This is a genomic window from Winogradskyella sp. PC-19 (assembly GCF_002163855.1).
Taxonomy (GTDB): domain Bacteria; phylum Bacteroidota; class Bacteroidia; order Flavobacteriales; family Flavobacteriaceae; genus Winogradskyella.
In genome coordinates this window covers 2,458,123-2,475,032 of record NZ_CP019332.1, presented here as the reverse complement: position 1 = coordinate 2,475,032, position 16,910 = coordinate 2,458,123, and the positions used below count along the sequence as shown (strand labels likewise).

At 32.7% G+C, this 16,910-nt stretch carries 12 protein-coding genes; 4 read left to right on the top strand and 8 right to left on the bottom strand.

The window, feature by feature from the left end; translation table 11 throughout:
- Position 1 precedes the first annotated feature (1 nt).
- On the bottom strand, positions 2 to 493 hold the full coding sequence (locus BTO05_RS11310; protein ID WP_087492770.1) for a glycosyltransferase family A protein: 492 nt from the start codon (positions 491 to 493) through the stop codon (positions 2 to 4).
- A gap of 13 nt (positions 494 to 506) precedes the next feature.
- Complete coding sequence (locus BTO05_RS11305) at positions 507 to 1,694, bottom strand: response regulator (protein ID WP_087492769.1); 1,188 nt, start codon at positions 1,692 to 1,694, stop codon at positions 507 to 509.
- 184 nt (positions 1,695 to 1,878) lie between these two features.
- Between BTO05_RS11305 and BTO05_RS11300 the strand changes: the two genes are divergently transcribed.
- The 3 genes from BTO05_RS11300 to BTO05_RS11290 are packed head-to-tail and all read left to right on the top strand — an operon-like array spanning position 1,879 to position 7,698.
- Complete coding sequence (locus BTO05_RS11300; RefSeq protein ID WP_087492768.1) at positions 1,879 to 4,968, top strand: hypothetical protein; 3,090 nt, start codon at positions 1,879 to 1,881, stop codon at positions 4,966 to 4,968.
- Entirely contained in the window at positions 4,968 to 6,182 is a 1,215-nt protein-coding gene (locus tag BTO05_RS11295; protein ID WP_087492767.1) for a hypothetical protein, read from the top strand. Before BTO05_RS11300 ends, BTO05_RS11295 begins: the two co-directional genes overlap by 1 nt.
- Positions 6,175 to 7,698: a cellulase family glycosylhydrolase gene (locus BTO05_RS11290; RefSeq protein WP_087492766.1), complete on the top strand. Its 1,524-nt coding sequence runs from the start codon at positions 6,175 to 6,177 to the stop codon at positions 7,696 to 7,698. Before BTO05_RS11295 ends, BTO05_RS11290 begins: the two co-directional genes overlap by 8 nt.
- Here BTO05_RS11290 and BTO05_RS11285 read toward each other — a convergent pair.
- The 4 genes from BTO05_RS11285 to BTO05_RS11270 all read right to left on the bottom strand — a co-directional run bounded on the left by BTO05_RS11285 (position 7,688) and on the right by BTO05_RS11270 (position 10,898).
- Positions 7,688 to 8,899 (bottom strand): glycosyltransferase, encoded by a 1,212-nt coding sequence (locus BTO05_RS11285; RefSeq protein ID WP_087492765.1) that lies wholly within the window; start codon positions 8,897 to 8,899, stop codon positions 7,688 to 7,690. The genes BTO05_RS11290 and BTO05_RS11285 overlap by 11 nt on opposite strands.
- Positions 8,900 to 9,021: 122 nt before the next feature.
- Positions 9,022 to 10,272 carry an oligosaccharide flippase family protein gene (locus BTO05_RS11280; protein WP_087492764.1) on the bottom strand — a complete coding sequence of 417 codons (1,251 nt, stop codon included), beginning with the start codon at positions 10,270 to 10,272 and terminating at the stop codon, positions 9,022 to 9,024.
- 30 nt (positions 10,273 to 10,302) lie between these two features.
- Positions 10,303 to 10,584, bottom strand: a complete 282-nt coding sequence (locus tag BTO05_RS11275; RefSeq protein WP_087492763.1) for an STAS domain-containing protein — start codon at positions 10,582 to 10,584, stop codon at positions 10,303 to 10,305.
- A 32-nt stretch (positions 10,585 to 10,616) separates the two neighbouring features.
- Positions 10,617 to 10,898 (bottom strand): STAS domain-containing protein, encoded by a 282-nt coding sequence (locus BTO05_RS11270; protein ID WP_087492762.1) that lies wholly within the window; start codon positions 10,896 to 10,898, stop codon positions 10,617 to 10,619.
- A 154-nt stretch (positions 10,899 to 11,052) separates the two neighbouring features.
- On the opposite strand from BTO05_RS11270, the gene BTO05_RS11265 reads away from it, so the two are divergent.
- On the top strand, positions 11,053 to 13,116 hold the full coding sequence (locus BTO05_RS11265; protein WP_087492761.1) for a tetratricopeptide repeat protein: 2,064 nt from the start codon (positions 11,053 to 11,055) through the stop codon (positions 13,114 to 13,116).
- A gap of 116 nt (positions 13,117 to 13,232) precedes the next feature.
- Here BTO05_RS11265 and BTO05_RS11260 read toward each other — a convergent pair whose 3' ends face one another.
- Entirely contained in the window at positions 13,233 to 14,087 is an 855-nt protein-coding gene (locus tag BTO05_RS11260) for a hypothetical protein (protein WP_157662581.1), read from the bottom strand.
- Positions 14,088 to 14,296: 209 nt separating this feature from the next.
- Complete coding sequence (locus BTO05_RS11255; protein ID WP_087492759.1) at positions 14,297 to 16,900, bottom strand: T9SS type A sorting domain-containing protein; 2,604 nt, start codon at positions 16,898 to 16,900, stop codon at positions 14,297 to 14,299.
- Between the last annotated feature and the right edge of the window lie 10 nt (positions 16,901 to 16,910).

The following is a 16,910-nucleotide window of genomic DNA, read 5'->3' as shown; positions in this document are numbered from 1 at the left end:
TTTAAGTTGTTGACAAAAAAGTAGTGTCAGATGAATTATTTAAATGATTCTGTTTAAGAAAATCTAGTACAGAAAAGATACTTTTAAAAAAAGTCTGCCGAACTTGTGTCTCTCTTTTTAATTCTTTATCAAAATCGATTATAGAACCTTGACTTTGGCAAACTAACTCTATTACATTATTAACATCTAGGGTATTTTTTTCTATAGCATTAACATCTATAAAGCCTAGATGTTTTAAATTATAAGTATTGAACATAAACCGAGCTCCAGCTTTTTTTGCTGCTTCTAAAGTGCTATGTTTTTTAATTTCTACAACCTCAACGTTTGAAGAATTTTCTCTGACTTCTTTAAGCTTTTCTAGTGTATCATCTTTGCTTTGATTATCTACTACACACAAGACCAAATCACTTACAGATTTTAGGCTTTTCGAGATAGCTTCAATATCAATTTTATCTGCATTGTTTCTAAAAATTATTATGATTCCTAACTTCATTATGTTTAGTAGCTTATATGATTTCTATTTCGCCTTTTGTGTCATACTTTACGTATTCTTTCTTGTTTCTATACACCCAAGCTATTTGTGCTAATTGAAAAACTATTTTTACTGAATCTTTCATTGATAATTTAGAGCCATCGGTATGTATCCATCTTTTTAATGGTTGTTCACATAACATTGACTTAGCTTTAGTTAGTCCAAAATGCATTGTCATTCTTTTGAAAATTTCAACATCAAAAATCCACTGAGTAACAAACTTTTCTTTAAAGGCTATATCTATAACATCTTTATGAAAAATCTTAGCACCACATTGTGTATCTTTAAAATCCATGGAAAGAATTTTTCTTATGATGTAATTAATCGTTAAACTAATAATCTTACGTGCTGATTCTTTTGTGATATTTGCTCCCATTCTAGAAATACGAGATCCACTTACAATTTTAAAATCTGATGTTTCTATAGTTTTAACCAAATCGTCAAAATCCGCTAAGTCAGTAGATAAATCGGCATCTAAAAACCCTATATAATCTAAATCCTCTTTTTTAGACATGTGTAACATTCCGAGTCTTACAGCTTCAGCTTTACCTCCATTTTTTTCGCAATCATAAACAGTGATATAGTCTTCTCTTCCTTTTTGCAAATCCTTAAGAACATTTAAAGTATTATCTTTACTTCCATCGTTAACAAAACATAAATGGTAGCCCGAATTTGTATTTACAAAATCTAAAAACTCTTCACTTAATAAACGTTCCTCTTCATTATAACAAGGGATAACAACACCAACACATCTTTGCTGAATTATAATATTAGATGCTGTAACAGATTGGTTTTGCATTTGTGGTGCACCGATTAAGTTTTTAACTCTTGCGCATATTTCTACAAGGCTTAATGGTTTTTTCATATAATCGTTAACACCTAAATCAAAAGCAGCTGTTATTGCATCGTCTTGAGTATTACCAGACAAAATCATAATAGGCGTTTGAGAAGCTCTTTTTACTCTTATATGATTGATCACCTCAAAACCCGATACATTTGGCATGTTTAAATCTACTATTACTAAGTCTGGATTAAATACATCGTAAGTCTTTAGACCATTAGAAGCATCAGTTTCTATTTTAACTTCGTATCCTAAATCCATTAATCTTTTTTGTAATGGAAGGAGTACTAATTGTTGATCATCTATTGCTAAAACCTTCATAATAATTTATTTTATTGTTTTAATTATACCTCAAAATTAGTTTTAAAGCGTCTTCAAAAAGTTTAATTTAGACTAATGCGCTTCTAAGTGTAGACGAATGGTAAAATGGTGTAGATGATTAAAAATCAAATGGCTTTTTTATTTATATATCTTTACACTGTAGACTTAAGACCTATACTGCTTAGTGAAAAACACTTCAAATAAATATCTTATTGCTGCACTACTCATTGGTATTGCGTTTCATGGTACTTCTATCTTCTTTACTTTAGAAACTACCTATGATGCTTTGATACACTTATTTTTTGCAGACCATTATTCATCGAGTTGGTTTGAACCATGGAACACAAAATGGTATACCGGTTTTACTGTTATGAGTTATCCTCCATTAGTCCATCAATCCATTGCCGCACTCTCATTAATTGGAGGATTAAAGTTTGGAATGTTTACAGTTGCGCTTTTGGGTATTATACTTTTTATAACTGGCGTTTACAGATTTTCGCTTCTTATGTCGGCAAATAGAACTGTTGCTGGTTATGCCGCTGTACTTGCCGTGTTTTCTTCCTCATTTGTAGAAACCCTTCATATTTTTGGTCAATTACCGGGTATCATTGGTATCTCTATACTTATGCATGCATTACCAGAGATATACTTATGGCTTAAAACAGGTAAAAAACGTTACCTAGGTACGTCCTTATCCTTAATAGCAGTCACAGTTACTTCTCATCATGTCACCCCAATCTTTGGTATGATATTTTTCATTTTTCCTTTAATAGGAATGGTTATCATGAATGATGCTAAAGAAAAGGTAAAGACCATAAAAGAAGTGACTATAAAGGTGTTTATCAATAGTTTCTTTAAACTCTTTAAACGTATTATTAGCTTTGGTATGCTGTCTTTAACTATAATTATTGGATGCATACTACCGTATTGGATAAACTCTAAAAACAACCCTATTACCCAGGTACCAATACCACATGGCTCGAGAGATAATTTTCTTGAAATCACGTCTTCAGGATTGGTTTTCTTTTTAATCCCTTGGGGGATTTTACTCATATTATTACCTTATATTTTTTATAGATACTACAGCAAGCGGTATCTCTTTTTTGGGTTATCTATTACAATACTCTTTGTTTTAGGAACAGGTGGCACTACTCCAATTCCAAGAATGGTACTTGGTGAAACTGCATTTAACATATTAACCCTAGATAGATTTACGCTTTGGGCTTCAATAATGTCCTTACCATTATTTGGCGAGTTTGCTTATCGTTTTGTAGAAGGCGATTTAAAGTCTCTCATTCAGAATAAATTTGGTGCTGTTTTTCATAGAATTTCAGGTGGTATTTTAGCAGGGCTCTTTTTATTTATGACCATATTTACAATGAGTCTTGGCTATTTTAAGCCATCACAACCGCAGAAGATTAAAATGTTACCCATTGTAAATTTTCTTAATCAAGATCAACACGACCAATGGCGTTACATGACCTTGGGTTTTGGAGATCAGATGGCTTGGTTATCAGCACAAACCAATGCGCTATCTGTAGATGGAAATTATCATTCTGCTAGACGACTTCCTGAACTCACTACACGACCTACAGAACGCCTAGAAAACTCAAAGTTTAAAGGCGTAGAAGGAATTGGTTCGTTACAGCAGTTTTTGACCACGCCAGAAAAATACAATCTGAAATATATTTTTTCTAATGATAAATTTTATGATCCTATTTTATATTTCTGTGGCTGGCAAAGATTACGCCAATTAGAAAATGGTATTATGGTATGGGAAAAATTAAATGTTCCTCCATTGTCATCTATTTTACCAAAAGATGATGTAGCTACTTGGCAAAAAATACTATGGGGTACAATGCCGTTCTTAAGCGTCTTGATTGCTTTTATTTTGAATGTTCAATTCTTGCTAGTCCATGCGTTAAAAACTAGAATTACTGCGCCACCTGTATTTATGAAATTTCAGAATAACTATTCAAAATTCTCTAGAAGTGTTTTACGTATAACTCATATTTGGTCTGTTATTTTAGCAATTTTCGTGGTCTACGGCGTGTATTTTTTTTATATAAAAAATGAATCACATCATTCGCCAGAGAATGCCGTTTTGACTTACTATGATGCGCTTGATTTTAAAGAGTTTGAAAAAGCACACAGTTTAATCAATCCAAAAAGTGAGCTTTCTATAGCACAATATATGTTAGAGATATCTGTAACCGATGGATTATTAAGCTCATATGCAAAACTAGAATCTCTTACAACAGAAACTATTAGTCAAACAGGTGATTTAGCAAGCTTAAAGGTAACAACAGATTGGATAACACCTTTAGAGATGATTGAAAAAATAGACTTTAAAAAGCTTATTAAAGTCAATGGCAAGTGGTACTTACAACCTGAAGATAAACCTACTGACCTTCCGCCAGACCAATTATATTCTGATAACAAAACAACTTATTTTAATCAAGGTAGAAGACGCATAACTACAGAGCAAACACATCATGAAGACGTTTTAAAACAACCTGTACTCGAGATTTTAACTGCCAAACTTGTAAAACACAAAGGCAGTTATGCTATCATTGGTGAAATTCAAAATATCGATAACGTCCCATCTGATGTGGTCCTAAAGGGTACGCTATACAATGATAACAATAAAGAGCTAGCCACATATAATGCCAAATATCATGTAAAACACAAACTGTTACCTAAAGAGGTAACATCTTTTAGAATAAATTTTGAGGGTATTGCATGGTCACAAACTAAAGACTCTATTCCCAAAACATTTAACCCTGATGAGTTTACCCCAATTGCATTTGAAGAACAACCAACTAAATTTAATCTTCAAGCCGCTGGGAACGTCTCTGGTTCTGATTTATTTAAAAATACGGCTATCTCAGTATCCAAATCCGAAGTAAACTATGTATATGGAACTATAGTAAATATGGGTACGGAAGAGGTAACTATACCTCAGCTGTTGGTCTCATATTACAGTAAAGACAAAAAAATAAAATGGGTTGATCATTTATTCATTACAGAAGGTGTAAGACAACAACGGCAAGGTGTTTTTAAATATAAAATTATTGACAACTCAGCCGTAGAAGTTATTAACGAGGACATGAGTAATTGTTATGTAAATGGTCTGCCAAATACAGCTATTTCAGACAAAATAATTGCAAATAGAATTACAAACCACAATAAAAAAGAACTTCAAAACATAGAACATAAAACATATAATTTCATAAAATTAGAAGTGAACACATATATAGGAAGTCCTAATTAATGACAGCTAAACATTTTTACATATTGCTTTGGTTTTTAATCATTGTCTCTCCAAACAGAGCGAGAGATACCAATGATGTATCAGATTATAAACTTTTAAGCCAAACGACCACTTACGTTGCTGGAGCAGATATAAGTCTTAAGTTTAGTTTTACCTCAAACTCAGATGTTCAATTATATTGCTCAAATAGTTATGGTTCTGCGTTATTAGATCCTAAAATCAATAATAAGGCGCTCATATTTAAAATTCCGATAGCACTATCTAAAAAATCCGGTGTTTTAAATTGGCAACTAATCACACCAACAAATACAATTCGTGGGCAAATTGACATAAAACCTAGAGAAGCTATTAAAACAATAGAAAGCTACCTTGGACCTCCAAGTATTGAGGCTGGCAAAACAGATTACACTATGCTTGTTACTATACCAACTGACAATCTTGACAATCCTCTAAAAGACAGCACTAAAGTCCAAGTAAAACATCAGTTTCTGGATAAACAGGTTAGTGATTCTGTATTTACTAAACACGGTTTTGCTTATAAGAATATCTATTCTTACCAACCTAGCGGACGTATTTTAATTAGTTCAGAATGCTTAGAACTTAACTCAAAAGAGTTTGATGTCAATGTTATGCCAGCCATCCCTACAGATTTTACCATTAATGCTAAACGAATTCACGATTATGCAGATGGTAATCAAATGACAACATTTACAACTTCAATAATAAGAGATAGGTATAATAATATTGTTAGTGATGGAACCTTTGTAAACTTTTTTATAACAGATAAAAACGGTAATAAAACTCAAACCTTCGGAGCAACAATTAATGGTGTTGCAACAGCAAAAATATTACATCCAGATGAGGAAGACCAATGGTCTGTCAAAGCGTATATTGAAGGTATGGCAAATAGTAATAGTATTGCGTTGAACTATAAGCAAGCTGTCTCAGATTTTGAAGTTTCTTTTTTAGATAATAACAGAACTATCAAAATTGGACCTATCAAAAGCTTTATGAATCAGAAAATCCCAGATGGACTGAAAATTAGATTAAAAATTTACAATAAAAATAATTTAGAAGATGAATTATTAGTGACTACTTTAGAAGGCTTCGGCATCTTTAAACTAAATTCCGATAGGTATCCAGAATCAACCTACAGTTTTATTATAGAATCTGCTGGCTTGGTCAAATCTTTTAAAAATATCACCTATGAGTAGTAGTATGAACAAAAACATATTGCGTGGTGTAATACTCCTAATCTACATTGTTATTATGTCATTAATTATTTATGGAATAGCTGCAATCTTCACATATCTAAATACAGGAGCAGACCGAAGTAAAATGTTGCATACAGAAATTAAACAAGTAGACCAATATCTGCCAGAATTTAATTGGAGTCCATTAACTAATGAAGGCAGGTCAATGGACCAACAGACTTTAAGATCTATTGAAAACGATTATTTAGACGCTTGGTATGTAAAGCATATTTCCTTTAAATCTAATACAAAAATTGGCCTAGATGACTATTACACAGAGAGTGCTCGTCTAAATCTATACGGTATAATAGACCAAAACAAAGAAAACACAACTTCTATTGAAGGCACAAGCCTATCCCACAACCCTAATCTAGAATTTTTTAGTGAAGATGGGCAAATGGCCGTACTAACTGATAAGGATGTGATTGAATACAAACGCATTTTTAAAGGAGAAAAACTCATAACAGAGATAAATGAAAAATCTACCTATAAAGTTATCTTATTATTAGAAGATGGCTTTTGGAGAATACGACATCTTGTAAAAACTAGTAGTGAATTTTATTACCCAAAAAAGAAAGAAAAACCATTATCAACTTCCAACATAAAAGGTATTAATTACTATCCGCAAAATACACCTTGGGACATGTATGGTGATAATTTTGATGCTTCAATTATAAGTAATGACTTCGAAATCATAAAAAATGCTGGATTAAATAGTATCAGGATTTTTGTTCCCTACGAAGACTTTGGAAAGTCTAATATCAAAGCAGATAAGCTAGAAAAACTATCTACAGTCTTAGATATTGCAGAACGTAAAGACTTAAAAGTATTAGTAACACTATTTGATTTTTATGGCGATTATTCGGTGTTAGATTGGACATTAAATCAAAGGCATGCTAAGATTGTTGTTAACCATATAAAAAATCATGAAGCTCTAATGGGTTGGGATATTAAGAATGAGCCTAATTTAGATTTTGAATCAAGAGGAAAAGAATTGGTAAATACGTGGTTAGATAAAATGATAGATGTAGTAAAACTTTATGACCCTAATCACCCAGTTACCATTGGTTGGTCTAATGTAGAAAGTGCTAATATATTAGTTGATAAATTAGATTTTGTAACATTTCACTATTATGAAGATTTAGAAAAACTTTCTGAGAGTTATAAAGTTTTAAAATCAAAAATTAAAGATAAGCCAGCTATTATTACAGAGTTTGGATTATCGTCTTACAATGGCATCTGGAATCCTACAGGTCATAGCGAAAAAGATCAGGCGGATTATCATCAAAAAATCCAAGCCATTTTCTCTGAAAATAAGATTCAATTTATGTCATGGACCTTGTACGATTTTACGGAAATACCAAAGGAAGTCGTAGGCGGACTTCCTTGGAGGCAAAATGCTCAAAAATATTTTGGTTTTATAAATGAAAATGGGGTAAAAAAGGCATCGTACAAATATATCTCGTCTAAAGAATAATTTCTTGAGCTTTTACTACTATTGACTTACTTTCAATAATAGTTTGGAATTCTTCAATATACATTTGTGTAATTTTTGACATAGGATGCGATGTTGCAGCTTTATAATTAGTTTTAGCTATATGCAATCTATGTGCTTCATTTGTTACTAATATTTCAATAGCATAGGCTAAACTTTTTACGCTTGTTGGCTCAAAAAACTCACCTAAGTAACCTTCATCTTGAACCAGTAATGCCAAGTCTCCTAAATCTGGCATAACCACAGCTTTACCATAACTTCCGGCTTGATGTAAAACACCTGAACTTCCTGTTGTAGATGTATACGGGAAAACAACAACTGCACTTTCATTAAATATTACTGGCACGTCTTCTTCTTCAACATAACCTGTGAATCTTACTTGTGGGACGTGTTTATAATCTTCTTCAACTTGAGCTAAATACCCAGGTACATTTGGATTATCAGTACCCGCAATTACAACTTCTAAATTTAGTCCGGTTGACTTTCTCACCATCTCAACGGCTTGGATCATACCTTCTACTTTTTTATAGGTACCAAATTTACCAAAGGTCATAATTTGAAATGGTCCTTTAGACAGGCTATAATCTGGTTCTGCAGGAATTTCAAAAGTACCATGAGGTATTAACTTAACGTTCTTTGCATTGTATTTTTCCTCAAGGATATCCACATATTTTTGCATGGTTACTGCAACGGTATCCGCTTGCAAAATAAATTTAGTCAACGTTGTACCAATAAATCCGTAGATTTTCTTCATCAATTTATTTGATGTAAATCCTGCACTTCCTAAATCTACTTCCTCAAGTATATTGTGTAATAATACGATGTTAGGAATCTTTTTTAGTTTACAAACCAATGGCAATAATAAACCTAAAGCTGCAGCAATTTTCTTATCACCAAACTTCATGAATTGTAAGTTGAACAATACTGAATCTGGCTTAGTTTTGTTGATGGCCTTTGTTACAGAAAAGATATTTGCATAGCTATTAAAAGACCAACATTCTTTTACTGTAATCTTACAACCTTGTTCTGTAAAAGTGATACCCTTTGCACCTTCAGTTTTATCTGTTAATAAAATTAATTCTGTAACATCTTTATTTTTTATAAACTGTTTTACCAAGTGATAGGCGTACTCGTTTAAAGTGACTTTACTTGGCGGATATGCTGTTACAATTGCTAGTTTCATGATATTGTTTTTATAATTGTTATTTCTTATTTACACTACAAATTTGCAGCTAAAAAGTCATTAAAATTGTTTGGTGTAGTTGGGTTGCATTTTGCTGTAGACGAATGGTCATTAGCTTTAGATTAGCTTTTTTTATTGAGTAGACTTTCGCTTTTAAAAAACAGCACTTGTATGACTAAAAGTAATGCCATTGCAACGATTTGCATATGTACAACTTGCTCTAAAGAATCGTGATAGAATACGACTAACAACATTTGTAACATTCCAAAAACACCAGAGATAATTACAGGCACGTATTTATCTAAAGACAAATAGTAATACGCAAAAATGTTAGAGATGGCAAACATAGATGTAGCGATAGCATATTTCCATAACAAAGGCGCCATGGTAAGATACTGCTCTCCAAATAGTAGTTGTATTATTAACTCTGGGAACACTAAACACGCCAATACTATAACTGCTGATATTAAAGCTATATATCCTACATATTTAAATAAAACAGAAGCTGTTTCCTTTCCTTCCTTTTTTAGCTCAACAACAGCAGGTAAAAGCAACATTACAAACATCCAAGCTATGAAGTATACAATACGACCTATTAATGCTAATGATGCATATAAACCAGCGTCATAAGAATCGAAATAATGTTTTACCAATAGTATATCGCTATTGTTTATAATGATTTGAGTTAACTCGTAAAAAGCAGTTAGCAAGAAGAAATTTTTAATCTGCTTACTATATTTTGAGTCTAACGGAATGAGCTTCTTAATACTAACATGCTTTGTTTTGAAAGGAAATAATCCAAAAACAAAAGAGATCACAATTCCTATAGCTATAACTGCTGAAGATTGGATATTAAAAACCAGAATCAAACCTAGTGTTATTAGCAGACGGCTTAACATTTCACCTTGATACGTTATAGAAAGTGATTTATAGGCTTTTTTGCCTTGATACGTACCGCGATTTACACTCATCAAAAAATAAAGCGGAACACCAAAACCAAATATGACAAACATCGTGGAAGATGATGTATTAAATAGTGTTTGCAATTGAGACGCACAGGCAACAATAATCACACCCAATAATAGACCCACAAAAAACGCCTGCTTATAAACCTTGGCAATGAAATTATTAAAGATTTCGTTTTCAAAAAGTACCGAAAATTTTGCAGTTACCAACTGAAATGTCATTGCCATAAAAGACAACACCAATAAAAATGTGATAAGCACTGCCGCATCTGCAAATTGACTAGGACCCAGTAAACGACCCAAAATAAGATTATATAGATAGTTACCACCATTTACAGCCAATACACTCAACATAAATAGTTGCTCTGGCGTAAGGCGTTTTGATTTTATAGCTGTTAATAATTGCATGTTGTTTTGATTTGTAGTTATTACTAAGTTTTATGCTGCTGCAACTGTAAAAGGAAATGCTTCGTATAACTTTTTACTACGATTACCTTCTATAAAAAAGGCGCAATCCTTATAAATTGCATTGGTATACAAGGCGTGTATTGCCTTAATGCCATCTTCATCTATATCCGTCAAAAACTGAACATCAATAGTAAGTTGTTTATCATGATTCATGATAAGTTCGCAATGCGACTGAAAGTTCTTTGCTGTATTTACTGTCAAGGGACCTTGCACTTCATATATGCCGTTATTCTCTTCTATTGTAATTGCCATACTATTTTGATTTTTGTTTTATTAATTAGTTTTTAAGCAGCTGTGTTTGTGGTTCTCATGTCGTCATAGATATCTTTACAACCTGTACCAATCACATAAAATTTTCTTTGACTAGTATTTGCATTTGCAAATAGTGATTTAATAGCGCGCATACCATCGCTATCTATTAAGCTTGTTTTTTCTATATCAATAGTTAATTTTCCAAACGCATTAAGTAGTATTTCGCAATGCGTTAAAAAGTGATTTGCAGTGTTTACATTTAGTACACCTTCTAATTGATAAGCGCCATTGTTTTCTTTAATTGTAAGAGCCATATTTTCTTATTTTTTTGATGTTTTACATTTATTTCTGACACAAATATCTTTAGTATTTCCATGTATGTGCAATCTATTTCGACGGATGGTCGTTTGCTGTAGATGAATGAAACGGTTCTTGTCCGTAACTTGCAATTAGTTAAATACAACAGATATGAAGACTTTAAAATTAATAGGAATTGCATATATTATATTGTTTACGTTACCTGCACAAGCACAAGACATGCAAGACGGTTTTACCTATTTAGAAACGGGGAAATACGCAAATGCAGAACAGTTTTTTAGTACCATACTAAAGACATACCCTAATAATAAGACGGCACGTTTGTGTTATGGTCGCGCTATTGGACTTAATGGTAATGCAGAAAAAGCGAATACACTATTTACAGACTTACTTAAAGACTATCCAAATGATTTTGAAGTAAAACTAAACTACGGCGAATCTCTTTTGTGGACCAATAACTTTAAAGCTGCAAAACAATATTACAAGACTTTGGTTTCTGAAGACTCAAAAAGCTTTGCTGCATTATTAGGTTATGCAAATACCTTATCTAATCTAAAAGAATATGAAGATGCATTAACTCAAGTCAATAATGCATTAGCTGTTTCCCCGGGAAATCCTAATGCGCTAACCTCAAAAAAGTATATCTATTTGGGTTACGCTTACCAAAACCAACAACAGCAAAACTATGATAAGGCAGAACAGTTATTAATAAAAAACCTAGAATTATTTAATGACGATAAAGACACTTTACTAAATCTGGCCAACTTGTATTTAATATGGGAAAAGCTTGATGATGCCGAGCTAACCTACCAACGTCTAGCCAAACAACCTGAAAATCTAATGTTAGCACAAAACGGTTTGTCTTTGGTAGCGCATTTAAACGGAAAAGAAAAAAAGGCTTTACAAATAAGTACTGAAGCTTATAATAGCATTACTGATAATACAGATGCAAATGTAGCACAACAAACCACTGAGCGTTATGCACAAGCATTGATTTGGAATAAAAAGTACAGCGCTGCGACACATCTTATTACAGACTTAATCGCGAAGCATCCTAACAAAAATTGGGTATTGGCTTTAAGAGCAACACTAAATGTTTACAAAAGCAATTTTAAGCAGAGTCTCGCCGATTATAACAGAATTTTAGAAAATGACAGTACATCTTTTGATGGCAACTTGGGAAAAGCTAATACCCTAAAAGCCTTAGGTAGATTTGACGATGCGTATACTTGGGCAGAAAACACATTAAAAATATATGACAACCAAAAAGATGCCGTTAATTTTATTGACCAATTAGACCGCAGTTTTTCACCAGTTTTAGAATCTAAAGCATCACATACTTTTGATAATGGAGATAATAAAGCATTTGCCTTTAATACCACAGTAACCTATCCGCTATCTACAAAACTAAAGGTGTTAGGAAGCTATAATTACAGAACCACTAATAATACAGTAACAAATAATACGGCAAGCTCTAACAATTTTTCATTAGGCTTGGCATACCAACTTATACCAAATATTACAGTTAATGGTACTGCAGGTATCACTGCAGCAAATGCAGAAACTAACGATTTTACACAATTAGTGACTGACCTATCACTTAATATCAATGCACTAAAATTACAGAACATCGCAGTTGGTTATAAAAGACAAGTCGAAAGTTTTAATGCCGATTTATTAGACCAAGAGTTAGTGCAAAACAACTACTACGCCACTTATAATTTAAGCACTAATTTTAATTTAGGTTGGTATACACAATACATGTTTACGGACCAGAACGATGGCAATAACCGTAACTTACTATTTACTTCATTGTACTATAACCTATTGGCAAAACCCTCTTTAAAAGTTGGACTTAACTACCAGTACATTACGTTTAAAGACCAAGTACCAAGTATTTACTTTAGCCCAGAGCAATTTAATGCTGGCGAAGTATTTGTAAACCTTATAAAGGACGAAGCAGTTGCTAAACCAAACGAGTGGTTTTACAACCTAACCGCAGCATTTGGTTACCAGTTTATAGAAGACGATGCCAAGCAAAGTACGTATAGACTACAAGGTGCTTTTGGGTACAAGTTTTCTGAGCGTAGTTTACTTAACGCTTATGGCACCCATAGTAATATTGCCTCTGCGACTGCTGCTGGATTTACTTTTACGGAGATTGGGTTGAGGTTTAAGTGGGTGTTTTGGAACAGGGCTACCTTTAAGAAATAACAATTTAGCTATCTATATATTCAACTAGTTGAGAAAACACAAAGTGAACTCTTGTGATGAACATAAAGTTTATTTGTTTATTGACTTCATCTATTTTTTAAATTATTTTGTAATAATTAATGTGGTCTTGTCAGTACTCTATGATTAAATTTATCATTAAAAATCTTGATTTTTCCTTTAATTTCAACTTTTGAAAAATCATATTTTTCGAATTGACTTTTTGAAATTAATACATTACCACCAACTCTTTTTAAAGATGAAATATTATAGCATGTAGTCTTTCTTAAATTCAAATTCCCTCCAACTTCTTCTAAACACTCTAATGACGCATGAGTGTTTTTTAAATTTAAATCACCATAAACTATTTTTAATGGATAAATAGATTCTAAATTTTCTTGGTAAACGTGATTAGAAAACCACAAATCGCCACCAACTTCGTTTAAGTTTGCAAAGTCATTCATTTTCCCGTCAATACCTAAAGTTCCGTTTATTTTTGTTATTTGTCCAAATGTTTTAATGAAATTTTCCTGTACAAAACCATGATAACTATGGTATTTTTCTCTTACAATCATATCTCCATCAACTATATGATTCGCTAGAATTAAAAAGTAATTCCGTATACCTCTTTCAATTTGCAACAAAAAAGGTTTTCCATTCAATTCAGGAAGTTCAAAAAGAGTTTTAAAATCATCAACAACATAACCTGTGGTATCTTTTAACCAATTAATCACAATTTCTTCTTGGGCTTTTCTGTTAAGCATGAATTTATTTGGAAAATCAGGTGCTTTTATATTGGGGTGGTTATGTGTAGAAATGATTAATTCTCCCTTATTTATAATCTTATTTGTTGTTTCATCAGATTCAATTTTCAACTTATTTAAAATGTTTCTTTCTTGAACTCTGACTGAGAAGCAATCGAGCTTTTTAAATGGAATTCCTGTTTGGTCAATATAATTGTACATTTTAGACATTTCTGTTCTTTTTTAGCTTGCTTACAACAATTTAATACAATAACTATATCCTACTTGAAAAGTACTATTTTTTTACTCACAAGTTAATATCATTTTTATGGATGAAGACACATAAATACAATTATAAAACCGAAACCTATATTAAAAAACAGAAAGCAAAAGCTTTCGCTTTTGCCTTCTGCCCATCAAACCAAATCATTAATGAAACTCTACTTCACTAATAGCTTTATTATTTTGTAATCATTGTATTGGCTTTGCAACTTACAGAAGTATAAGCCCGGGACTAAGCCTTCATTTTTTAGGGTCATACTATTTTTACCAGATTTTGCATCAAAAGTTGTCTTGTACACTTCTTTACCAAGTGTATTGTAAATAATACAACTGATTGTTTCGTTTTGTGCAGCTGTAAATTGCAATTCTGTTTGCGTATCCATTGGGTTAGGGAATGCTCTTAATTCTGATACGTCACTAGAAAAATCTTCTACTGATAATGCATTGTTATTCGAGAGTCTTAAATTCTCTAAAGTCATTTTTTTATTTACTAATGTTCCGTCTTGAGATACCATTGTAAACACTAATGTAACTACATCGTCGAGCGAGCCGTTTCCTGTGCTAGAAGCAAACTCTTCAATTGGCAGCAAATAGGTTTGGCAAGTATCGGATAACGTAACTGTTCTTTTAAATTGTTGGCCCCAATCAGTGATACTTTCCTTAACAAAAGCGATTTCTAATTGCCCTGTCCCTTTTGCTTTAAATTTTAAACTACTAAAGGTGGTTAAGTCTATAGCTTTAAAACGTGGTGTCAAAGCTCTATAAACAGCAACATAAGTATTTGTTGTAGCGTCTAAATAAACATTACGTTCTATTGGCCTGTCTTGCTCAGCAAAAGTATAGTCATTAGTTGTAATTTCATAACTATCTATATTTGTTCCTTCTTGAGAATCGTCTAATCCCCAAGGGCCATCAGACATAAACAAATCGTCTGGTGTAGTGATGCCATCACCGATTCTAAAACCAATATCAAATAATAGTCCAGTTTCTACTCTAATGTTAGTTAGGTATTGCCCGTTTAAGTCAATATCCATATTAAGGTTACTAAACTCAGCTGTTTCAGAAGTTCTATAGCCCGCATCAAAGTTGACGCTCTGTGTTGCATTGATATTTATAATTTGCAAGTCTAATCCGCCATTGTTGTATTCTCCCTTTCTTACAAATACTACTGGTGGTTCAGAATTATTGTAATCTACAATTGGCTTTTCGATAGCCAATAGGTTTAAAACCTCGGCGCCTAATAAGTATAAATCGTCTACAGTATTAGCCCATATCTGAAAATTATAGAACGTTGTATTTTCTTCGTACTTATCTAAATTCCAGTGGCTTTCTATAGCAAATTCAGCATCATTATTAATCACTTTTGCAGATAAGCTTAATACAAACTCATGTGTACCATCAGGATTTTTTATTACAGATTTAATAAACTGCTGCTCATTAATATTTATTGTAGACACTGTTATTAACTCAGCTCCTAATAAACGATCACAAATATATTTAGTGTGTTCGTAAACTCCATCTTCAGTTTTTAATGCTAATATGGTGGCAATAGGCGTATCGACATTCATATAATCTACTGCGAATATCTCTGTTGCATTTGTAATCTCTAATAAATCTGTTGGCGAAGAATTAATAGCTTCAGTCTCGCCAATAACACCTACAGGAATAAAGTCTTCTAGGGTAAACGAATTGTCGGTATTACGCTGCAAGTAACTTTGCGGTCTTTCGAACCTTGGTGCTGTACTTCTATTAAATGTATAACCAGATTTCGCACGATTAAAATTACGCTTATTAATCTGTTCAGATAGGCGATTATTACTTTCTAATCCGCCGCCATCTCCACCAGAAACAGGTGGCTCTATAACCTCACAAGAACCAAAACCAGAACATGATGGGTCTTCGCAATCAATAAGTCCATCGCCATCATCATCAATACCATTATCACAATCTTCTTGTAATACTGGCGCTGTAGGACAACGCGCACCATCGTTACTGGCACTCGATGGTCCAAAAGCAAACAGGTTAGATTCCATATCATCAGCACTATTCACATTCTGCACAGCTTGAATAACATATATCGTTCCTGTTTGATTTGCCGACACGTAAAAACGTCCGTCTGCATCAAAATATACAGCACCATACGTATAATTATTACCATCTAAAATTGGCACAACACCTAATGATGTTACTTGTCCATTATCAGGATTAATTCTGTAAAGTATATTCGAGTTCTTTTCTACTGTATATAATTGATTATCTACTGCGTTAAATGCCCAATCGTGAATACTGATATTTTGAGACAGGCTTTCTGTAGCATTATGCTGTATGTAAGTTGAAGATTCTGGGTCTAAATCTATTTTGTAATAGGTTGTTCCGCCACCTTTTAGGAAATACATTCCAGTAGCACTTACGTCTCCAATATACCTTCCATTGTTAGGCAATTCTTCAATGTAATACGTTGTTGTAGAAAAATCCTTACCAATCTTTACAATAGATTTTGCAGGTGATGATAAAGAACCCCAAATGTATCCGTCTGCAGGATTATAAGCTGCTGCATTAACATTACCTGGAGTTATATCTGTTGCTACTCTATAAGAGTCACCAGAAGCCAAGTCTATGGCAAAAACATCATTGTACTGAAATAAGTAAGCATTATAATCGCAGTAAAAAGGTTCTCCTTCTTGTGCTTGACCAATAAAACTTAATGCTAATATTAGGATTAATCTTAGTTGATTTTTTAAAGTGTAAAGTTCTGATTTCATTCTATTTCAT